This window comes from Williamsia muralis, assembly GCF_051487485.1.
Taxonomy (GTDB): Bacteria; Actinomycetota; Actinomycetes; order Mycobacteriales; family Mycobacteriaceae; genus Williamsia; species Williamsia muralis_B.
The window spans coordinates 275,108-296,702 of the sequence record NZ_JAHVCV010000005.1 but is presented as its reverse complement, the minus strand read 5'-3'; the positions used below and the strand labels follow the sequence as shown (position 1 = coordinate 296,702).

The following is a 21,595-nucleotide window of genomic DNA, read 5'->3' as shown; positions in this document are numbered from 1 at the left end:
CCCACTGCGGGGCTCAGCGCTTCATGAACGGTGGGACATCCACCTCGTCGTCGGCCTCGTCGAGGCCGTGAGCCGGACGCGACGAGCCATTGCGCGACGAGCGGTCGTCGGCGAAGGGGTCACCGGCGGGCACCTGCGCGAACAGCGGGTCATGCCGTTCGGTGGTGTTGCCACCGTTCGACACCGATCCGGCGCGAGCCGACCCGACCGAGCCACTCGTGCGTGCGGCGGCAGTCGCAGCAGATTCGACCGGTTTGCGTGCGGGCGAACCACTGTCGAAGCCGGCGGCGATCACCGTCACCCGCACCTCGTCGCCGAGGTTGTCGTCGATGACCGTGCCGAAGATGATGTTCGCGTCGATGTGTGCGGCTTCCTGCACCAGCGTCGCTGCCTCATTGATCTCGAACAGGCCGAGATCGCTTCCGCCGGCGATCGAGATCAGCACGCCGTGAGCACCTTCCATGGAGGCCTCGAGCAGCGGCGAGTTGATCGCCGACTCGGCGGCCTTGGTCGCCCGCGACTCTCCCCGCGCCGAACCGATGCCCATCAGGGCACTGCCCGCATTGCTCATGACGCCCTTGACGTCGGCGAAGTCGACGTTGATCAGACCCGGCGTGGTGATCAGATCGGTGATGCCCTGGACACCGTTGAGGAGAACCTCGTCGGCGCTGCGGAAGGCATCCATCAAACTGACTGCGGCATCACCCATCTGGAGCAGCCGATCGTTCGGGATCACGATGAGGGTGTCGCATGATTCACGCAGCGCGGCGATACCGACCTCTGCCTGGCCACCACGACGCTTTCCCTCGAAGGAGAACGGACGGGTCACGACACCGACCGTGAGTGCACCCAGTTTGCGTGCGATGCTCGCGACGACAGGAGCGCCACCGGTTCCGGTGCCGCCACCCTCACCCGCGGTCACGAACACCATGTCGGCGCCCTTGATCAGTTCCTCGATCTCATCCTTGGCATCTTCGGCGGCGCGGCGTCCCACCTCGGGATCGGCGCCGGCGCCGAGGCCACGCGTGGAGTCGCGGCCGACGTCGAGTTTGACGTCGGCGTCGCTCATCAGCAGGGCCTGTGCGTCGGTGTTTATCGCGATGAACTCGACCCCCTTGAGGCCTTGTTCGATCATGCGGTTGACGGCATTGACTCCGCCGCCGCCAATACCGACGACCTTGATCACGGCAAGGTAGTTGTGCGGGGGCGTCATAGCGCTCGCCTTCCTTTTGTTTCGATCCGAACCATCTGGCTCTGCTGCTCGCACCCACCGGGACGAAAACCCTCAACCTAAACCACAGGCTTAGAGTTATGTCAAGTAGTCACGTGCTGGGGGAAACGCTAGGCACCATCGGACTGTGGAGCCAGCAAGCGCTGCGGCGTGTCGCCAAGAACCGAAGAAATCGGGCTCGAAATCTACTTGAAGGTCGGATTCTGCGGGCTCGACACGTTGTACTCGGTGCCTTCCTGCTCCAGAACGTGCCGGAGTGTCTCCGCTTTTTCACCGTTGCGTTCGTCGTCGCCCCACACCACCGTGCGATTATCCTTGAGCTGCAGCACGATGTTCACCGGCGAGGTGACCTCGATGCGGGCGACCTGATCGGCCACATAGGCGGGGACCCCGGTCATCACACTGAGCGCCGCACGGGTCGAAGGATCTCCGGAACCGGGATTCGGCGTGACCAGTTCGGCCAGACCCGGTGGTGGATCCTGTTGCGCGAACTCGAAGCCCAACTTGTCCATCAGGTAACGCTTGCCGTCCCGCTCGGTGAAGACCACCGGCTGACGTTCGACCACGGAGACGGTGATGGTCGACGGATACTCGCGCTTGACCCGCACTGTTGCCACGCGCGGGATCATCGACACCCGCTGGGCCGCAGCTGCGGTGTCGACCTGCATCAGCGGCTCGCCCTTCGAAAGTGCTGCCGCGGCAACGATCTCCGGAGACTGCACAATCGAATTACCCGTCACCTCGATGGTTCGCACCGACATCAGAGGAGAGAAGTAGGCCACCGCCGTCAGTGCGATCACCACCACGATGGCCCCCACTGTGAGCAGCAATAGGCGCAGCCCACTGACACCCCGTGTGCGACGTGATGTTCTGGCCCCTCGGCGAGACTTGCGCCCGAGCGCCCCGGATCGGTCCGAGTCCACCGCCTCGTCGGGGTCGACCGGGTCACCGGGTTCGCTGTCGACTCCACGACCGACCGTCACGTCGACGAGGTCGGTGAGGTCATCGGGTTCGGACTCATCGGGCTCGGTCAGGTCGGCAGGCTCGGTCAGGTCATCGGGCTCGGTCAGGTCGGCAGGGTGTGACTGTCCCTTCGGGTCGACCGGAACGCCGCCCGATCCCTTGGCATCTCGATGATCGCCGCGTCTGCCACTGCCCCGGCGGGGCCGGCGCCGCTCGCTCATCGGCCACCTTTCGGCGTCCCGCCATCAGCTCTGTGATGCCCCCGATCACGCAGAGCCTCCACGATCTCGGCGGCCTGCATCGTCACATCGCCTGCGCCGATGGTCAGGATCACATCGTCGGGAGCAGCCATGTCGGCAACCTGACCGGGCAGCGCCGAGACATCGGGCTGAAAGGCAACGGGCTTGGTGATCTGGTCGGCGATGGTCAGACCCGAGATGCCCGGGATCGGTTCCTCCCGAGCACCGTAGACATCGAGCACGATCACCTGGTCGGCCAGACTCAGCGACTCGGCGAAATCGCGGGCAAAGGTCTCGGTGCGCGAATACAGGTGCGGCTGGAATATCGCCACCACGCGACCGCCGTCTGCATCCACCATGTCCCGGGCCGCGGTGAGCACAGCGCGTACTTCGGTGGGGTGATGGGCGTAGTCATCGAAGACGCGTATGCGTCCGACTCGGCCACGGAGCTGAAAACGACGGTGTACTCCGGCAAAACCCTCGACACCCTCGATGACGCCCGAGACCGGCGCCCCCAAGCACACACCCGCGATCATCGCGGCAATCGCGTTGAGCGCCATGTGTTTGCCGGGAACGGTCAGGATGATGGACCGCTCCTGCACATCGCCATCGACATCGGTGAACCGCACCTTGGCGATGCCACCGCTGGCCCGGCTCTGCCATTCGAGCAACTGGACGGTGAGTCCCACGCCGTCGGCCAGGTGCGCCTGGGTACCTTCGCCGTATCCGAGCACGGACACCCCACGCTCGGCCATCCGCGCTGCCACCCTGCCGGCCAGCGCAGCGGAGCCGGGATCGTCCAGGCACACGATCAGAGCGCCACCGGGGCTGATCCGGTCAGCGAAGTCATCGAAGACCTGCACGTAGGCCTCGGTGGTCCCGAAGAAGTCGAGATGGTCGGACTCCACGTTGGTCACGACCGCGACGTCCGGGCTGTACTGGAGCAGCGAGCCGTCGCTCTCGTCGGCTTCGGCGACGAACACGTCGCCCGAGCCGTGATACGCGTTGGTGCCGGACTCGTTGAGCTCGCCTCCGACGGCGAACGACGGCTCGAAGCCGCAGTGCTGCAAGGCGACAACGGCCATCGAAGTGGTGGACGTCTTTCCGTGGGTGCCCGCGATGAGCAGGTTGCGATGCCCTTCCATGAGCGTCGCCAACACCGCCGGCCGAAGCAGCACCGGGATATCCAGTTCACGCGCGGCGACAAGTTCGGGATTTGTCTTCGGTATCGCCGCAAAGGTCGTGACGACCACGGTGGGCCCACCCTCGAGCAATTCGAGTGCCGAGCGGTCGTGACCGATCTGGATCTTGGCGCCGCGAGTCCGGAGATCGATGACAGCGCGTGACTCCTTGGCGTCGCTACCCGACACCTGTCCCCCGCGCGCCAGCAGGATGCGTGCCAACCCGGACATCCCGGCCCCGCCGATACCGACCATGTGCACACGTGAGAGTTGTGGTGGCAGAGCCTGTTCGACACCGGTGGTCGAGGTCTCGTTCATGCCGACCCCCCGGCGCGATGCGCCTGGGCGAGCTCGACGCCGGCCCGAGCCACGGCCTGGGCCGCACCCCGAGCCCCTGCGCCCGCCGCGGCCTTCGACATCGCAGCCAGCCGGCCGGGATCGGTCAGCAGGGGTGGAATGGTGCGGGCCACGTAGTCAGGCGTGAGGTCGGCGTCGTCGACCAGGATCCCGCCACCGGCCGACACCAGCGGTGCCGCGTTCAACCGTTGCTCCCCATTGCCGTGTGGCAGGGGCACGTAGACCGCGGGAAGTCCGGTCGCCGACACCTCGGCAACAGTCATCGCCCCCGATCGACAGATCGCCAGGTCTGCGGCGGCGTACGCCAGATCCATCCGCGAGATGTACGGCAGCGCCACGTAAGGACACTCGGCCTCGAACGGTTCGAGCGTGTTCTTCTTGCCGTATGCGTGCAACACACCGATCTTGTTGTCCGCCAACACCTGAGCGGCGCCCCGCACCGCGGTGTTCAAACTCAGCGCACCCTGCGATCCACCGAACACCAGCAGGGTCGGCGCATCGGGGTCCAGCCCGAAGAACTCACGCGCCTGCGCGCGAAGACCTGCGCGGTCAAGATCCGAGATGGATGCCCGCACCGGTATGCCGACGACTTCCGCATCCAAACCCGAGCCGGGCACGGCGGCGAGCACCCGCTGCGCCAGCCGAGCACCGACCTTGTTGGCCACGCCTGCACTCGCATTGGCCTCGTGGATGACCACCGGCACGCGCCGCGACCGCGGTCGCATCCGGGCAGCGATATAGGCGGGCAGCGCCACGTATCCGCCGAACCCGATCACCACATCGGCGTTCACCTCGTCGAGAACGCGACGGGTGGCCGCCACCGAAGCGCGAAGCCGCAGCGGCAGCCTGGCCAGATCGGCGTTGGGCTTGCGGGGCAACGGGACGGGCGGGATCAGTTCGAGCCGGTAGCCGCGCTCTGGGACCAGAGTCGTCTCCAGACCGCGGGCGGTGCCGAGCGCTGTGACCTCGATACTCGGATCCAGGTCGCGCACGGCATCGGCAACAGCCATCGCCGGCTCGATGTGACCGGCGGTCCCACCGCCTGCGACCACGATCGACAACGGACGGGTCGACTCACTCACTTCGGGTACCGCCGCAGATGCGGGTCCGGTCACCGCCACCGTTCCGGATCCCGGTAACGCGGTGCCGGGGTGCTCCCACGGCGAGAATCTTGTTGCTGACGCTGTCGGGCATAGGGGTCATTGTTGCGCAGGGGCCGAGCCCGTGTCTGCGGTGGGCTGGCGGTACCGCCATATCCCCAGTCCTGCTGCCTCGGGACCCCACGCCCGCGCCTGGTCCGCTGTGGTGGCGGGTAACTGCGTGGCGGCTGCGTACCGCGAGTCCGACGTCGAGCGGGTTCGGCGACCGCGGCCCTGCGGGCACGGGTGGCCGGGCGTGAATCCTGCTTTCCCCGGCGACGATCGAGTCGTTCGCGGAGCACCTCGGCGCGGGTCTGTGAATACGGGACCGGATTGGGCAGCCGCAACATGCGGCCGAAACGGCCATCTCCCCCGGCAGCCAACGCGGCAACTGCCTCGGGTTCGTGTCGTGCGGCGTTGGCGAGCAGGCCGAACATCACCAACGTGGTGAACGTGGATGTGCCACCGGCCGACAACAGGGGCAGCTGGATACCGGTGACCGGCAGGAGGCCGACAACGTAGCCGATGTTGATCAGTGCCTGGGCAGTGACCAGCACGGTGATGGTTGCGGTCAGCAGCCGCAGGAACGGGTCCACCGAGCGCGTGGCGATGCGCAGACCCACGTACGCGAGAAGTCCGAACAGGAGCAGGACAACAACGCCACCGATGAGTCCGAGCTCCTCACCGATGATCGCGAAGATGAAGTCGTTGTGGGCGTTCGGGAGGTAGTTCCATTTGGCGCGACTCTGGCCGAGTCCTTCACCGAAGACACCCCCATTGGCGAGGGCGTAGCCTGCCTGTCGCGCTTGATATCCCGCACCCTGCGGGTCGTCGATGTGTCCGAGGAAGCTCTGCACGCGTTCACTTCGGTACCCGGCGGTCATCGCCAGGACACCGGCCGCGACCACACCGGTGGCGGCAAATGACAAGAACACCTTCACCGGCAGGCCGGCGAACCACAGCAGCGCACCGACGATGACCGCGATGGTGATGGTGGTACTCAGGTTCGGCTCGAGGATGATGAGCACGCAGACCAAGAAGGAGACCGGAATCAGCGGGACCAGCAATTCGCGAAGCGCTGCGTTGTCACGCCGACGCGACGCCAGCAGATGAGCGCCCCAAACACACAGGGCCACTTTGGCGAGTTCGGACGGTTGGACCGACAAGCCACCGACGGTGAACCACCGCCGCGAACCCTGGACCAGACTGCCGATGCCCGGCACCAGAACGAGCATGAGCATGATGGTCGCGACGATCATGGCGGGCGCAGCCAATCTGCGCATCAACCTGATCGGCATCCGGACGGCGAAGTAGAACAGCACCACACCGAGCGCGGCGAACACCAGCTGCGTGGTGAACAGCCCGTAGGACGATCCGGTCTTCGAGTACCCCTCGACCGAGGATGCCGACAACACCATCACCAGACCGAACGAGGTCAACAGCACGGTCAGCGTGACAACGAGATGGAATGAGGCGAGCGGGCGGCTCAGGACTCCGGAGATCGCCGTGACGACGTTGCCGATGCCTTCGGCGAACGTGATGACCCTGCGTTCGGGACGCCTGCGGGTGGTCGACGCACCGGCCGCCGGCTTGTCGTCGGCTACCGAATCCGTTCCGGCAGAATCTTTCTCATCGGTCGCTGATTCGGACTCCGCGCCGTCGGCATCGGCGGCCTCGTCGAACGCCGAGTCTTCGGCGGCCTGATCGTCGGGCGACAGCCCGGTTGTTGTGGGTTCTTCGGGATCGAGTCCGCGGGGCATCAGGATGCCCCCAACACACGCGCACCCGGCAGGGCGCGAGCGCTGGCGGCGAAGGCATCACCACGGACCCCGTAACCGGCGAACATGTCGAGTGAGGCCGCGGCGGGAGCCAGCAGGACCGCGTCTGGTGTGTCCGGGTCGGCAACGCACATCTCCCAGGCGGCGCGCACCGCCCTGGCCATGACGGCAGTGGGGTCAGCAGTGTTCACCGCCCCATCTTCCCCTGTTACTACTGTGACTGTTGGTACCAGAGGGGCGTGTCGTGTCATTGCGTCGGCAATGATGTCGCGATCGGCTCCGATGATCACCACCCCGGCGAGCCGATCGCGAACCGCGACGACGAGGTCATCAACCGATGCCCCTTTGAGGAGCCCTCCGGCGAGCCACACAACACGGCGATGTCCCCTGATGGACGCGAGCGCGGCGTGAGGGTTGGTGGCCTTGGAATCGTCGATGAAGGTCGTGGAGTCTATGACGGCAACCGGCGTGCTGCGATGACCGCCGACGGTGAACGACTCGAGTCCGGCTTCCACGGCCTCCGGTTCGACACCGATGGCCCGACACAGCGCTGCGGCAGCCAGAGCATTCAGCTGTCCCGATGGCCCGGTCGGCCGGACCTTGTCCAAGGCGATCAATGCGACAACAGAGTTGTCGCCGCTCTCGTCCCAGTCGACCCGGTCGACCAGTTGTCCGTTGGAGACCCCGAGTTCGCCGGGGTGCGGGGTGCCGAGCCGGAACCCTACGGTCCGAGCACCTTCGGAGGTTGCGGCAAGGATGCCGGCGACCGGGTCATCGAGCCCCACAACGGCAATCGGCCCGGACAACGCCACCGACTTCGCCTTGATGTAGGCCGACATCGAGCCGTGCCAGTCGAGGTGATCCTCGGCGATGTTGAGCACGGCACCTGCGGTCGGCTGCACCGATGGCGCCCAGTACAGCTGGAAGGACGACAGTTCGACCGCCAGTACGTCCGATCGCGGCTCGGCCATCAGGGCATCGAGCACCGGCAGACCGATGTTGCCGCACGCGCTCACCGACGTACCCGAAGCGGTCATGATGGCTTCGACCATCCCGGTCGTGGTGGTCTTCCCGTTGGTCCCGGTCACCACGAGCCACTGCCGCGGTGGCCCGGTGATGCCGGATCGATCGACGTGCCAGGCGAGTTCGACCTCACCCCACACGGGTAGACCGGCATCCGCCGCGGCGACCAGCATCGGATTGTCGGGACGAAAGCCCGGAGAGGTGACCACAAGATCGAAGTCGTCAACCCACGCGTTCCGCGCGAGGATCTCGTCCACCGTGGATGCCGCGGCTCCCAGATCCACGAGTGGACGTGTGGCCTTGCTGTTGTTGTCGCACACCGTCACCGATGCGCCCTGGCCGAGCAGGAACTGGACCGCGGAAGCGCCGGCAATGCCGGCCCCTGCCACCAGGACACGTTGTCCCCACGGCGCGCCGGTGCCGGAGACGGGCACGGTCATCCTCCGCTGGCCGCCAGGAACTCGCTGTAGAACAGCGACAATCCCAGCGCACAGGCGATGGCCGTGAGCAACCAGAACCGGATGATGACCGTTGTCTCCGCCCACCCCGACAGCTCGAAGTGGTGGTGGAACGGCGCCATTCGGAACACTCGTCTACCGGTGGTCCGGAACACTGCGATCTGGATGACAACCGAGATGATCTCGGCGACGAACAGTGCGCCCACCACAACCATCAGCAGTTCGGTGCTGGTGGTGATGGACAGCCCGGCCAGCATGCCTCCGAGGGCGAGCGATCCGGTGTCGCCCATGAATATCTTGGCCGGAGCGGCGTTCCACCAGAGAAAGCCGAGGCAGGCGCCGCCGCCCGCGACCGCGATCAACGCCAGGTCCAGAGGGTCGCGGACCGTGTAGCAGCCGGGTTCGGCCGTCTTGGGTCCACCCACGCAGGCATTTCGGTACTGCCAGAACGTGATCAGCACGTACGAGCCCAGGACCATCGCCATCGATCCTGCGGCCAGGCCGTCGAGACCGTCGGTGAAGTTCACCGCGTTCGACCACGCCGACACCACCAGCCAGCAGAAGACGACAAACAACACCGAGCTCATCGTGATGGCGTCGATGTCACGCACATACGACAGCTGGGTGCTGGCGGGCGTGTAGCCGGCTTCGTTGCGGAACTGCAGAGCCAGGATGCCGAAGAGCAGGGCCGCGATCAGCTGGCCGACCGACTTGGCAGTCTTGTTCAGGCCCAGGTTGCGTTGCTTACGGATCTTGATGAAGTCGTCGAGGAAACCTACGACGGCCAGGGTCGTCGCGAGCGACAGCACGAGGACACCCGAGGCTGTCGGTCCACTCCCATCGGTCAGGAGACCGACGAGATGAGCGCCCCAGTAGCCCGCCCACAGCGCCGCGACGATGGCGACGCCTCCCATCGAAGGCGTACCGCGTTTGGTCTGATGGCTCTTGGGGCCCTCGACCCGGATCTCCTGGCCGAACCCCTGCCTGGAGAAGACCTTGATCAGCACCGGCGTGAGCAGAATCGCCACAGCCAGCGAGATCACACCCGCAATCAGGATCTGCCTCACCTATAAGTCCTCACCTGTTCGAATGCCATCAGTTATTCGGACCTTGTCGCATCAGGAGTTTGTCGGCCGGGACATGCTCGTCCAACGCCTCGACCAGCCCCAACTCGCGTCCACCCATCACCAGCACCACGTCGTGCTCGCCGAGTTGCGCGTCCAGTATCTCCAGCGCCTGCTCCGTAGCCGACACCAGGACCGCTTCGGAGCCCCACGATCCTTCCATGACCGCACCCTGATGCAGTCCGTGCATGGCCCGGGAGGTCCCCACACAGATGATCTGACCGATGTCCAGACGCACGGCCAGCCGTCCCAATTCGTCGTGGGCGACAACCCAGGAGGTCATTCCGGGTCGATCATCGGGGTCGAAGTCGGCAGGTTTGTCGAGTTCGCCCAGCACGGCCCAGCTGCGCCGACCGGGTGCCGCATGTACGGCATCGGCGAGCTGCCGCAATCCCGCCCGCACGCTTGCGGTGTCAAAGGCACCTGATGTCATGACCCACCTCCCGGAGGTGAATCCGACCGGATGACGAGGTCGTCGATGGCCTCGGCCAACACCTGCCGGTCGTCGAACGGGTACTTGACGCCATCGATCTCCTGCCCCGCCTCATGGCCTTTGCCAGCGATCAAAACCACGTCGCCCGGTTCGGCCCAGGCCACCGCGGCGCGGATTGCCTCGCGCCGGTCCCCTATTTCGCGCACCGGCGCAGCGCCGGGCGGCCGTTCGGCCTCTTCCACTTCATGACCCCCCGCCAGCACCTGCGCACGGATGTCGCCGGGACGTTCGGTACGCGGATTGTCGTCTGTGATGACAACGAGTTCGGCGCCACGAACCGCAGCTGCGCCCATCAACGGCCGTTTCCCGGTGTCCCGGTCACCGCCCGCCCCGACAACAACGGCCAGTCGCCCGTCGATCTGGCTCCGCAAGGTGGCGATCACCGCCTCGAGGGCCGCGGGCTTGTGGGCGTAGTCCACCACGGCCAGGAAAGCCTGACCGCGATCCACCTTCTCCACCCGCCCGGGCACCGCCACTCCGGCGATCGCATCGATCACCGTCCTGACCGAGATGCCGATGTGGTCGCAGATCGCCAGCGCGGTCAACGCGTTGGCGACGTTGTAGCGCCCCGGCATCGGAACCGTCATGGAATAGGTATCGCCGGATGGGCCGGTGACGGTGACGCTCTGGCTGCCGTCGGCGGCGACCTGCGAGTCGGACGCCTGCCAGTCGGCCGCGACGCCGGTGGTCGACAGGGTGATCGCGTCAGGTCCGGCCACGCCGGCCATCTCCCTGCCCCACTCGTCGTCGACACACACCACCGAGCGCAGGGCGCGCACCGGTGAATCAGGCTGGAAAAGCAGAGATTTCGCGTTGAAGTAGTCCCGCATCGTCGGATGGAAGTCCAGGTGATCCTGCGACAAGTTGGTGAACGCGCCCACGGCGAAGGCACATCCGTCGACCCTGCCGAGTGCCAGCGCGTGGCTGGACACCTCCATCACCACCGAGTTCACCCCCTGCTCAACCATCGCGGCGAGAAGGCCCTGCAGTTCCGGTGCTTCCGGGGTCGTCAGGGCGCTCGGCTGGCGGATGCCCGCGATCCTTGTCTCGACCGTGCCGATCAGCCCTACCGACTGCCCGGACGACATCAACGCTGCCTCTGTCAGATAGCTCGTGGTGGTCTTGCCAGAGGTCCCGGTGATCCCGATGACGGTCAGGCGCCGCGACGGTTGCCCATAAATCCGGGAACTCAGGTCGCCGAGAACCTGCCGCGGATCGGGGTGTACCAGCACAACACAGTCCAGCGGGCCGTCGAGACCCTGTATGATCGCGCTGCCCGCCGGATCGGTGAGCACAGCTGTGGCACCGGCTGCCAGTGCATCTGCGGCGAACTGGGCACCATGGAAACGGTTGCCGGGCAACGCCGCGAACAGATCTCCACGACGCACATCCTGGGCACGCAGGGTGACCCCGGTGACCTGCGTTCGTTCGTCGACCGAACCGATCAGATCCATCCGTGCGTGGCAGGCCGCCGACAGCACCGACACTTCGGTCGGGGCGACCACGGCAGGGCGCAGCACCGAGTCATCGGAAGAAGACATTCGATCAACATACCGCCGACGGGTCACTCGGCTCGCAGCACCAGCGGCGGTGTCGGCTGCGCCGACATCGGCACCTGCTCGCGCTGCAGCATCCAGGACGCGATGCTCTGGAACAGCGGGGCAGCACTCTGGCCGCCGGTGCCGTCACTGCTGCGGGTGGGGGCGTCGAGCATGATCCCGATGACGTACCGGGGGTTGTCGGCCGGGGCTATCCCGGCGAACGTGATGTTGTAGCTCGACTGCGAGTAGCAACCGCAATCGGGGTCGACCTGCTGGGCGGTACCCGTCTTGCCGCTGATCTGATAGCCCGGGACCTCGGCTTTGGCGCCGGTGCCCATCTGAACGCCCATCGGGTCGTTCTGGATGGTCGCGCGGAACATGTCCCGCACCGTCCGAGCCGTCTGCGGGCTCACCACCTGCACACCCTCGGGCGCCGGCAGCTGGCCGTCCTGGCCTGTGCCCTCGATCGACTTGATGATGCGGGGCGGAATGCGCAGGCCGTCGTTGGCGATCGCCTGGTACATCGCTGTCATCTGCAGCAAGGTCATCGTGAGGCCTTGTCCGATGGGCAGATTGGCGAAGGTGCCTCCCGACCACTGGGACCGCGCCGGCACCACGCCGGCACTTTCGGCGGGGAGCCCGACGTCTGATCGCTGACCGAGGCCGAAGCGCTTGACCATGTCGGCGAATCGGTCTTCGCCCACCTCATCGGCGAGCATGAGTGTTCCGACGTTCGACGATTTACCGAAGATTCCGGTGGTGGTGTAGGGCTCGACACCGTGCGCCCAGGCGTCTTTGACCGTGACATCGGCCATGTCGATACTGCCCGGCACCTGATGGACCTCGGTCGGGTTGGTGATCCCGTATTCGATGGCGGCAGCCGCCGTTACGATCTTGTTCACCGACCCCGGCTCGAAGGGCGAGGTGATCGGCAGGTCGCCCAGCTGCGCGCTGTCCTGCTCGTCGAGCGGCTTGGCGGGGTTGAAGGTGCCGTCGTTCGCCATCGCGAGGACCTCGCCCGTCTTGGCGTCGAGCACCACCGCCGACGCGTTCTTGGCCTTCGACAGCTTCTTGGCCTTCTCGACCTCGTTCTGGACGTACCACTGGATGTCGGAGTCGATGGTGAGTTCGACGGTGCCGCCGTTGACCGATGGATGCAGGTTCCTCGAGCTGCCGGGGATCACTGCGCCGTCGGACCCACGGTCGTAGGTTCGCGATCCGTCGGTGCCCGAGAGGATCGAATCCATGGACGACTCCAGCCCGATGAGACCGTTGCCGTCGAAGTCGACGTCGCCGACGATGTTCGCGGCCAGTGACCCACCTGGGTAGAGGCGCACGTCCTGTCGCTCGGACCCCACCTCCGGGAACTCGTCGATGATCTTGCCTGCTGCCTCGGGGCTGATGGCCCGGGCGAGGTACACAAAGGTTTCGTTGCTGCGCAACAACTCTTTGATCGAATCCTGGTCGTACTCACTGCCCAGTTCGGCACTGATGCCCGCCGCGATCTGGTCGATGCGGTCGTCGACACCGGGCAGGCTCGGGTTCTTCTTGTTCGCCTCTTCGATCTCTTTACGGACCTTCACAGGTTGAAAGGTCAGGGCGCGGGCGTCATCGGTGTAGGCGATCGCCTTCCCGTTGCGGTCCTCGATCGCTCCGCGCTTGGCGGGGAGCACCTCGGTGACCGCTCGCTGACTCGCCGCCTCTGCGGACAAACCCGAGGCATCCACGACCTGAAGCATCACCATCTTGATCGCGACCACCGCAACGATCAGGACGATCACCAAGCTGGCGAGTCGATGCCGCACCAGGAACTGGCGTCCGGCCCGCAGTGCCTGTTGATTCGAATGCTGGGAACCACCGATCGGGAAGCCGGACCGCGTTGCCGCCGACCGTCCCGCCGCCACATTGTCGCCCTCGCGGGCACCGGCTCCGCTCTTGCCTTGCCTACCCCGGGGCCGCCGCGCCGCTCCGGCGCGGTCTCGGCCGGTGGCCCGCTGGCGGGCGCGCCGATCGTGATCGCGTGTGGGGCGCGTCATCGCGGGCATCCGGGGCCACGACGCCCGTCGGCGGTGGCGTTCGTCGCTCGGGAGCACGTCATGGTTGTCAATTCTCTGCTCCGCTAACGGGTTTGCCCTGAATTTGAGCCCGGCGCGCCGCCGGTTGGGGGAAGAACATTGCTGAATCCGGGTGTGGTGGCCGGATTTGCCGGAGTCTGTGGCTGGGCCGGTATCGGTCCGCCGGTCGACTCCTCCGGAGACGTACCGTTCACGGGGGCACCCTGCTCGACCGGAGTACCTTGCTGAACCGGAGTGCCTTGCTGAACAGGGGTACCCTGCTGGCCCGGTGTCGGGGCAGGTGACGTCGGCGAGGGATCCGAGTTCGCCGAGGAGGTCAAACGCGGAGTGTCGTTGAGCGAAGGCGCTTTTGGTCCGTCAGCCGGTGTGATGTCACCGACAACCGTTGATCTGCCGTCGGGACCGACGACCAGGCGCGGTACGTCTGTCACAGGGATCATCCCGAGACGCCCTGCCTTGTCTGACAATTCGGGCGCGGAATCGCCTGACTCGTAGGTCTTGACGAGTGCGTTGAGACGGTCCGACAGCTGCTCGTTCTGCTCCCTGGCCACACCGAGTTGATACGAGTCCTGAGCCGATTTTGTCGACAGCCACAGAGTGAGGGCCAGGCCTGCCAACAGCAATCCGACCACCACCACCGCGAAGGGGATCCGCCGCGCGGCCTTGATCGGTGATGTGACGAGTCGGACGACGACATTCGAATCTCGTTCGTCCGCAACGTTTTCACCCGTCGCCCGCAGGGCGTCGCGGCGATCACGCGACCGTACGGGTGCATTCGGCTCGCGCACAAGGCGTTTGCGTCGACGCTCGAGGGCCCTCTGAGCGGCCGCCGATCGCTGCCGGGTACCGGGCTCGGCCGTACGACGACTCCGGGCACCGGGCTGATCATCGACTACGGTCACGGATTCCTCCTGGCAATTCGTTCGACTGCACGTACACGCACCGAGGCCGAGCGCGGGTTCTGTTCGATCTCGGCGTCCGAAGCGCGTTCCGCTCCGCGGGTGATGAGCTCGAATTCGGGTGCGGTGCCGGGCAAGTCGACGGGCAGCCCGCGCGGCGACGTCGATGTGGTCCTGGTGACGAACTCACGTTTGACGATCTTGTCCTCGAGTGACTGGTAGGACATGATGGCCAGCCGGCCTCCGACGGCCAAGTTGTCCAAGGCGGCAGGCAGGGCGTTGCGCAGCGACGTCAACTCACTGTTGACCTCGATCCGCAGTGCCTGGAACGTGCGCTTGGCGGGGTGCCCACCAGTACGGCGCGTGGCGGCCGGGATGGCGCGGTATAGCAGTTCGACGAGCCGGCCGCTTGTCGTGAACGGCTCGGTCTCCCGCTCGCGCACGATGGCCGAGGCGATCTTGCCTGCGAACCGCTCATCGCCGAATTCGGAGAGGATGCGTGCGATCTCCCCGTGTGAATACGTGTTGAGCACATCGGCGGCGGTGAGCTCGTCGGCCGGGTTCATCCGCATGTCCAAGGGCGCATCAACCGAGTACGCGAACCCACGTTCGGGTTGATCGAGCTGCATGGAGGAGACACCGAGATCGAACAATCCCGCGTCGTACGATTCGGCACCCGCCTGCCGGAGCGCTTCGGCCACGGCGTCGTAGCGCTCGTGAACGAAAGTGATGCGGTCACCGAACGCCGACAGTCTGTCGCGGGCGAGTTCGAGAGCATTCTCGTCTCGATCGATCCCGATGATCGCGACACCGGGGAAGGACTCGGCCACAAGTTCGGTGTGGCCGCCGGCTCCGAGGGTGCCGTCCAGATAGGTCGCGCCTGTGCCGTCGTCGTGATGACGGGTGAGTGCTGGAGTGAGAAGTTCGACCATTCGCGTCGCCATCACCGGGACATGCCCGAATCGGCCCTCGACGTGATCCACGGTACTGCTGCCCTTCGTGCGGTGTGGGTACCGGAAGGACCGGCACCGCGGCGTCGATGGAATGCCGAACTCCGCGTAGAGCCGAAGCTCGAGTGGCGGGTGGATCCTGGTCCCTGCCCGATCTGCGAACCTGGCGCTGGGGAAGTGCGTCAGGGTCGGATCGGGCAGAGGCCTCGATGCACCCACGTGAGTTCTCTTCTGGTCCCGGCCTACAGAACCGTGTCCAGAGCGTCGAACCCAACGCTCGAATAGTTCTCCTCGTGCTCGTCCTGGTAATCGCGCCAGGTCTGCGCGTCCCAGATCTCCAAGTGGCTCATGTTGCCGATCACCACACATTCCTTGGCCAACCCCGCATATCTGCGGTGGTCGACCGACAGGGTTATCCGGCCCTGCCCGTCGGGGCGCTGCTCATCGGTCGCCGAACTGAGTTGCCGCTGGAAGGCCCGGGCAGCGGGATCGTTCTTCGAGGCGGCCAGAACTCGTTTGGCCAACTCGTAGAAGTCATCTCGCAGGTACACGGCGAGGCTGCGGTCTTGACCTTTTGTGATCATCACGCCTCCTGCCAGTACGTCTCGGAACTTCGCGGGCAACGTGAGCCGCCCCTTGTCATCGAGCTTGGGCGTGTAGGTGCCGAGAAACATAGCGTCAGCCATGTCGACACCTCCAGCCCGAGGTCAGTGGGGAAAGTCCGGTTCTCTCCCACCAACGATCACCACTGTACCCCACAACACTCCACTTTCCACCCCAAAGACCGCGTCTGACTCAACTCCTCGTCCAAAACTGCAGGTGAAAACCAAATCGACGGTGGGGGGTAAAACCTGCCATGGCGTGTCAGGGCCGGAATACCGGCTCCAGGGCGCGGCCCAAGTGCCCCACCAGTCACATCTGCAGGGGATATCAGCAGGGGTGGGAGAAAGTGGGGAACGGGGTGGAGAGTGGGCGCTCAGCCCTTTTGGACAAACAAAAACCGCGTATCGCTGATGCGATACGCGGTTTGAGAGGTCTGTCGAGGGGCTTGCGGCCTACTCCTCTTCGAACCGACGATTGAAACGCTCTTCCATCCGCTCGGAGAACTTCCTCCCCCGTTGCTCACGTCCGGACGAGCCACCGCGTGGCGACTGGGGTCCCGACGCAGCATCGCGAGTCGGAGTTGATCCGGCACGCGATCCCCACAGGGCCAGCAGTCCGGCACCGAACATCACGAGGAAGCCGATCAGACTGATGATGGGGAAGCCGCCGAGTCGAACCTCGACGACAACTCCGCCGATCAGCAGGAACAAGCCCACGAGGAACAACACAGAGGCCTGTAGACGACGCCGAGCAGTGGAACCGCCGAAGCGACGCGACCGTACGTTGGAAGCAAACTTCGGGTCTTCGGCGTACAGAGCGTTTTCGATCTGTTCGAGCATGCGCTGCTCGTGCTCTGAGAGTGGCACCCGCCCCTCCTTCAGCACATGGTTTCGGTAGGGCTCACGGGGAGGCAGATTCCGGTTGCCCGAGTCCACTTTGGTGGGCTCACCTGAAATGATACGAGGTGTTGGGATTCTCGACCACCATTCCCTGGCACGAGTTGGTGAAGAAGGCTCTGAACGGCCGAATTTTGCGACATCAAGCCGCTCCCGCTGGAAATTTTGACGACTTTCCTTGCTCGCGGCGCACGATTTCCCTCTCGACAACGTGGAGGAACTCGTCGACACGGACGCGCAGCTCGTCGATCTGGGCTGAATCGACGGCCCGGATGCCGGCTTCGGCGTCAGCACGCAGCCGCGACAGACCCGCGAAGTAGGTTGCCCAACCGGTCATCTCCGGGAGGGCATGCGGCAGACGGGACCAGGCGCTGCGTGAGCCGCGACGACGGGTGGGCCGTTCAGCCACGGCGAGCGCGGCGCCGGCGCCTCGAAGAGCGGCTTGATAGAGGGCACTGAACTCGTCAGTGGGATCTGTGACGATGTCGGACTCGCGCAGCCGTACCTCGGCGCGCTCCAGGAGATCGCGTGCCGCGATGATCTGCGACGGCTCGAGCCTCGAGGCTTCGGACGTCCGGTTGCGAGCTGTGCCACGTGAGTACTGCGCGGTTGTCGGCGACATCTGCTCTACTCCCTTCTCCCGGAGGTGAACTGTGGAGGGTTCGGTCCGATGGCCCACGCTTCCCTCGTCGACCATCGGACCGTCCTCACGTCGTGCGGGCAACGATGCGGCGTAGCCTTTGCGGAGGTTGAAGCCTCGAACACCCGTTCGACATATTCAATATACCTACGACGGTGTGAACCCTCAAGCGAAGAAGGCGGAAACTTCAGTGGCCATCCGGCTCGTGGACCTCGCGGCCCAAGATGCTCGGACGTGGCTCCCCGACGCCCTGACGGTGTATGTCACAGCGATGAACTATCCCCCCGGCACCGAGATGCAGCGTTCTCCGCTGTGGGAAGACCATGTGCACCGGCCCGGGTGGAAAGCGGTCGCTGCCGTCGACTCCCCCGACCGTGCCGGAGCCCGCGACAGGCTTGTCGGCATCGCATACGGCTACCGCGGTGCACGAGACCAATGGTGGAACCAGCAGGTACGTTCGGGGCTGGCCCGGGCCGGTTGCAATCCAGAACGGATCGAAGCGATCACCGGCGACTATTTCGAACTGACCGAATTGCACGTCCATCCGTCTGCCCAAGGGCGGCAGCTGGGAGAAGCCATGTTGTCCCGACTCCTGTCCGACCGGCCGGAACCCCAGGTTCTGCTGTCCACCCCGGAGGTGACCGAGGAGAACAACCGCGCGTGGCGGCTCTACCGGCGCCTCGGGTTCGTGGACGTGTTGCGCCGCTTCACCTTTTCGGGAGATCCCAGGCCGTTCGCGGTGCTCGGCCGATCGCTCCCCCTCGGCCGATGACCGCCGGCATGATCGACACGGTTGTCATCGGCGCCGGCCACAACGGACTGATAGCGGCGTGCTACCTGGCCGCGGCCGGACAGCGGGTCGTGGTGCTCGAACGCGACAGTGTGCCCGGCGGTGCGGTGTCCACCGTGGAGCGATTCCCCGGCTACAAGGTCGACCGCGGGTCGTCGGCACACCTGATGATCCGCCACACGCCGATCATCGACGAGCTGGGTTTGGCCGACCACGGACTGCGCTACGTCGACTGCGACCCGTGGGCGTTCTCCCCTGGCACCGAGGACGGGCCGCCGATCGTCTTCCACCAGAGTCTCGACCGGACGTGTGCGTCGATCGAGGCGGCGTGCGGAGCTGCTGACGCCGATGCCTACCGGCGCTTCGTGGCCGTGTGGGGGCCCAGGTCGGACGCGATGATGTCAGCGTTCACCTCCTCGCCTTCTCCGATGGCCCTGGGACGGGCCTTCTGGGGACTGACCGGCCGGATACCGGGCGGAGGTGGAACAGCCGGCATCGGCCTGTCCCAGGAATTCCTGATGTCCGGGAATGCGTTGCTGGACAACTGGTTCGAATCCGAGCACCTCAAGGCCGCGCTGGCTTGGTTCGGGGCACAATCCGGGCCTCCGATGAACGAGCCCGGAAGTGCACCGATGGTCGGCTTCTGCGCTGCGATGCACACCATTCCGCCCGGCCGGGCCATCGGTGGCAGCGGAGCGCTGAGCGAGTCGCTACTCCGCAAACTCGACTCCGACGGCGGCCAGGTGTTCCTGTCCGCTGCCGCAACGGCTCTGGAGCCCCGCGGCGACGGCTGGCTGGTCCGCAGCGCCGACGGCGGCGAGCACCGCACCAGATCCGTGGTGAGCGCCTGCCACGTACTGACCACGCTGGAGTTGTTGCGGGCCGGCGGTTTCGATCGCACCGCACTGGATCGCTGGCGATCGCAGATCCGGATCGGCAACGGTATCGGGATGGCCGTGCGACTCGGCGGTACGGACGTACCGACCTACCCGGGCCTGCCTGCGGACACCGATGTACACGCGGCACTCGGCCTGCTGGTCACCGACCGGGGGCATCTCGCGCGGGCGTACGCAGACGCCGCTGCCGGCGATCTCCCCACGCGCCCGGCCCTCATCGCGATGAGTTACTCCGCGATCGACCCCACGCTGGCACCACCGGGACGCCACATGACCAGCCTCTGGGCACAGTGGCATCCCTACCGGTTGTCGGGTGGGCGTAGCTGGACCGACCATGCCGGCGAGGCCTCCGACGCGATCATCGCCGAATTGGAACGGCACGCACCGGGTTTCACCGACTCCATCGAGCACGTCCACGTCCAGACACCCGCAGATCTCGAGTCCGAGCTCGGCCTGACCGGCGGCAACATCATGCACGTCGAGATGTCGCTCGACCAGATGATGATCTGGCGCCCCCATCCCGAATTGGCCCGTCACCGGGTACCTGGGGCGGCCGGAATCTTCCTTGCAGGCGCCTCGACCCACCCCGGCGGCGGCGTCTGCGGCGCAAGCGGCAGGATCGCGGCATCTGCCGTACTCGTCGATCGACGGTCGCCCCTCGCGAGGATCACTCGCGGCCGATGGGGATGACCTCCGGCGACGACACCCCGACGCGGGCGTCGACTCCGGGCACCGCATTGTTGTGGCTGTCCACCGCATTGCTGGCCACATCCATAGCCGCCCAGATCGTCTACCCCCTGGTGGAGGGCGCCGGCCGCGACCGCGCGACCGTGGTGGTGGTGCTGGCCTCCGCGGCAGCCATGATCGCCCATTCGGCCGCCCGTCTGGGGGCACTGCGCACCCTGGGTGTGTTCGCGGCCACCGCCGGTGTCGGTTGGACCGCCGAGATCCTCGGCACCGCAACGTCTTTCCCGTTCGGGGCGTACGAGTACGCAACCGGGCGCATCGGCCCGTCCGTTCTCGACGTACCGATTGTCATCGGCCTGGCCTGGACGGCCGGCGGCTACTGCATGTGGTGGATCAGCTCGCTGGTCACCTCGAACCCTGCGTGGCGGATTCTGCTCGCGACCGTCGGGATGGTCGGCTGGGACCTCTATCTGGATCCTCAGATGGTCAGTGCCGGCCTGTGGACGTGGGATGACCGCGACAGCGGGCTACCCGGCGTCGACCAGATCCCACTGACCAACTATGCGGGTTGGGCGGGCGTGGCGGCGCTGATGTTTGTACTGCTCGCCACACTCGATCGCGAACCCGTCGACACCACACCGCCCGCCCCCATCACCCCGGTCGGCTGGTTCTGCTGGACCTGGCTCGGTTCGGCCCTGGCCTTTCTGGTGTTCCTCGATGATCCGGACCTGCCACCTGCGGTGCCCTACGGATTGATCGTGATGGGCGTACTCGGTGTGCCTGCCGGGGCGGCACTGTGGCGGCGGACGCGAAACCGTTCGCGGGACACGCTGTGAGTGCAAATGGCGCACCGGTGCCCGGATGCACCGGCCTGATGGAAAGATGATCGCGTGCCTGTGATCCAAACCCGCCCCCGTGGTCGCCGTACCGGCGGCCTCACGCTGGTCATGCTGCTGATGGCCCTCGTCGGGGCCCCACTCCTGGCGGCGTGTTCGGACTCCCCCGCCCAGTTCGGCGACCGCATGTGGGGCGCTCTTGTGCTCGCGGAGAAGGATGTCGGCCAGGAGAAGGGCCCTCAGATCGACGTGCCCCAGTCGCTGGAGACCGTGGTCAGCGCGACCGAGTTCAAACGCGACGGACTGATCGGCACCCGCGCCACATTCACCGAGGCGACTCTGGGCCAGTTCACCCAGCTGGGTGAACTCGTCGAAGACGCATATCCCGACGCAGCCGTTGCCATGGATCTGCAGGCGCAGCGTCGCGGCGACGCGGTCACGTTCCGCGGTACCGCCGACCTGCTGGGGCTGGCGCCCGGCCGCGACTATGTCGAGTTCTCGGTCCAGTTCGCCGGTCCGGTCAGCGCCACCAATGGACAACAGGACGGCGACGACGCGGTGTCGTGGAAGCCGGAGATCGGCAAGGCCTCCCCGATGACCGCGGAAGCGCGCTACGACGAACCCGGAACGGCGGCCTTCACCGGTTGGACCGGCCTGATGGCCGGCATCGCTCTGGCGGTGACCGTCCTCGTCGTCGCCCTTGCCTGGGTCAACCGGGACCAGTCCCCCCGTCCAGGTGCCCCGGCCAGGAGACCACGCGACAAACAGGGATCATCCCGCTGATCGGCAACCTCGC

The 21,595-nt window shown here is 66.0% G+C and carries 19 protein-coding genes; 4 read left to right on the top strand and 15 right to left on the bottom strand.

What is annotated here, in order from left to right:
* Positions 1-13 precede the first annotated feature (13 nt).
* The 15 genes from ftsZ to KXR83_RS15590 all read right to left on the bottom strand — a co-directional run bounded on the left by ftsZ (position 14) and on the right by KXR83_RS15590 (position 17,647).
* Complete coding sequence (gene ftsZ / locus KXR83_RS15660; RefSeq protein WP_437425594.1) at positions 14-1,213, bottom strand: cell division protein FtsZ; 1,200 nt, start codon at positions 1,211-1,213, stop codon at positions 14-16.
* 203 nt (positions 1,214-1,416) lie between these two features.
* Positions 1,417-2,415, bottom strand: coding sequence for a cell division protein FtsQ/DivIB (locus KXR83_RS15655; protein ID WP_437425593.1), 999 nt, complete (start codon positions 2,413-2,415; stop codon positions 1,417-1,419).
* On the bottom strand, positions 2,412-3,932 hold the full coding sequence (murC, locus tag KXR83_RS15650) for a UDP-N-acetylmuramate--L-alanine ligase (RefSeq protein ID WP_437425592.1): 1,521 nt from the start codon (positions 3,930-3,932) through the stop codon (positions 2,412-2,414). Before murC ends, KXR83_RS15655 begins: the two co-directional genes overlap by 4 nt.
* Positions 3,929-5,086 carry an undecaprenyldiphospho-muramoylpentapeptide beta-N-acetylglucosaminyltransferase gene (gene murG, locus KXR83_RS15645; RefSeq protein ID WP_437425591.1) on the bottom strand — a complete coding sequence of 386 codons (1,158 nt, stop codon included), beginning with the start codon at positions 5,084-5,086 and terminating at the stop codon, positions 3,929-3,931. The genes murC and murG overlap by 4 nt, the downstream gene beginning before the upstream one ends.
* Positions 5,083-6,870 carry a putative lipid II flippase FtsW gene (ftsW, locus tag KXR83_RS15640; protein WP_437425590.1) on the bottom strand — a complete coding sequence of 596 codons (1,788 nt, stop codon included), beginning with the start codon at positions 6,868-6,870 and terminating at the stop codon, positions 5,083-5,085. Before ftsW ends, murG begins: the two co-directional genes overlap by 4 nt.
* Entirely contained in the window at positions 6,870-8,351 is a 1,482-nt protein-coding gene (gene murD, locus KXR83_RS15635; protein WP_437425589.1) for a UDP-N-acetylmuramoyl-L-alanine--D-glutamate ligase, read from the bottom strand. Before murD ends, ftsW begins: the two co-directional genes overlap by 1 nt.
* Positions 8,348-9,436 (bottom strand): phospho-N-acetylmuramoyl-pentapeptide-transferase, encoded by a 1,089-nt coding sequence (gene mraY, locus KXR83_RS15630; RefSeq protein WP_437425588.1) that lies wholly within the window; start codon positions 9,434-9,436, stop codon positions 8,348-8,350. The genes murD and mraY overlap by 4 nt, the downstream gene beginning before the upstream one ends.
* 28 nt (positions 9,437-9,464) lie before the next feature.
* A complete protein-coding gene (locus KXR83_RS15625; RefSeq protein ID WP_437425587.1) occupies positions 9,465-9,926 on the bottom strand; it encodes a UDP-N-acetylmuramoyl-tripeptide--D-alanyl-D-alanine ligase in 462 nt (153 codons plus the stop codon).
* Positions 9,923-11,527, bottom strand: coding sequence for a UDP-N-acetylmuramoyl-L-alanyl-D-glutamate--2,6-diaminopimelate ligase (locus tag KXR83_RS15620; protein ID WP_437425586.1), 1,605 nt, complete (start codon positions 11,525-11,527; stop codon positions 9,923-9,925). The genes KXR83_RS15625 and KXR83_RS15620 overlap by 4 nt, the downstream gene beginning before the upstream one ends.
* Positions 11,528-11,550: 23 nt before the next feature.
* Entirely contained in the window at positions 11,551-13,563 is a 2,013-nt protein-coding gene (locus KXR83_RS15615; protein WP_437425585.1) for a peptidoglycan D,D-transpeptidase FtsI family protein, read from the bottom strand.
* Between the two features lie 83 nt (positions 13,564-13,646).
* A complete protein-coding gene (locus KXR83_RS15610; RefSeq protein ID WP_437425584.1) occupies positions 13,647-14,504 on the bottom strand; it encodes a hypothetical protein in 858 nt (285 codons plus the stop codon).
* A complete protein-coding gene (gene rsmH, locus KXR83_RS15605) occupies positions 14,501-15,445 on the bottom strand; it encodes a 16S rRNA (cytosine(1402)-N(4))-methyltransferase RsmH (protein WP_437425851.1) in 945 nt (314 codons plus the stop codon). The genes KXR83_RS15610 and rsmH overlap by 4 nt, the downstream gene beginning before the upstream one ends.
* Before the next feature lie 248 nt (positions 15,446-15,693).
* Positions 15,694-16,125, bottom strand: a complete 432-nt coding sequence (gene mraZ / locus KXR83_RS15600) for a division/cell wall cluster transcriptional repressor MraZ (RefSeq protein ID WP_023953698.1) — start codon at positions 16,123-16,125, stop codon at positions 15,694-15,696.
* Between the two features lie 381 nt (positions 16,126-16,506).
* Complete coding sequence (locus KXR83_RS15595) at positions 16,507-16,920, bottom strand: DUF3040 domain-containing protein (protein ID WP_099384669.1); 414 nt, start codon at positions 16,918-16,920, stop codon at positions 16,507-16,509.
* Positions 16,921-17,092: 172 nt separating this feature from the next.
* Positions 17,093-17,647 (bottom strand): SAV_6107 family HEPN domain-containing protein, encoded by a 555-nt coding sequence (locus tag KXR83_RS15590; protein WP_437425583.1) that lies wholly within the window; start codon positions 17,645-17,647, stop codon positions 17,093-17,095.
* A 133-nt stretch (positions 17,648-17,780) separates the two neighbouring features.
* On the opposite strand from KXR83_RS15590, the gene KXR83_RS15585 reads away from it, so the two are divergent.
* Genes KXR83_RS15585 through KXR83_RS15570 form a run of 4 tightly spaced genes read left to right on the top strand, consistent with a single transcriptional unit; the run spans position 17,781 to position 21,582 of the window.
* A complete protein-coding gene (locus tag KXR83_RS15585; RefSeq protein WP_437425582.1) occupies positions 17,781-18,362 on the top strand; it encodes a GNAT family N-acetyltransferase in 582 nt (193 codons plus the stop codon).
* Positions 18,359-19,966 (top strand): phytoene desaturase family protein, encoded by a 1,608-nt coding sequence (locus tag KXR83_RS15580; RefSeq protein WP_437425581.1) that lies wholly within the window; start codon positions 18,359-18,361, stop codon positions 19,964-19,966. Before KXR83_RS15585 ends, KXR83_RS15580 begins: the two co-directional genes overlap by 4 nt.
* Positions 19,957-20,799, top strand: coding sequence for a carotenoid biosynthesis protein (locus tag KXR83_RS15575; RefSeq protein WP_437425580.1), 843 nt, complete (start codon positions 19,957-19,959; stop codon positions 20,797-20,799). Before KXR83_RS15580 ends, KXR83_RS15575 begins: the two co-directional genes overlap by 10 nt.
* Positions 20,800-20,853: 54 nt before the next feature.
* Positions 20,854-21,582: an LppM family (lipo)protein gene (locus KXR83_RS15570; protein WP_158599261.1), complete on the top strand. Its 729-nt coding sequence runs from the start codon at positions 20,854-20,856 to the stop codon at positions 21,580-21,582.
* Positions 21,583-21,595: the final 13 nt, after the last annotated feature.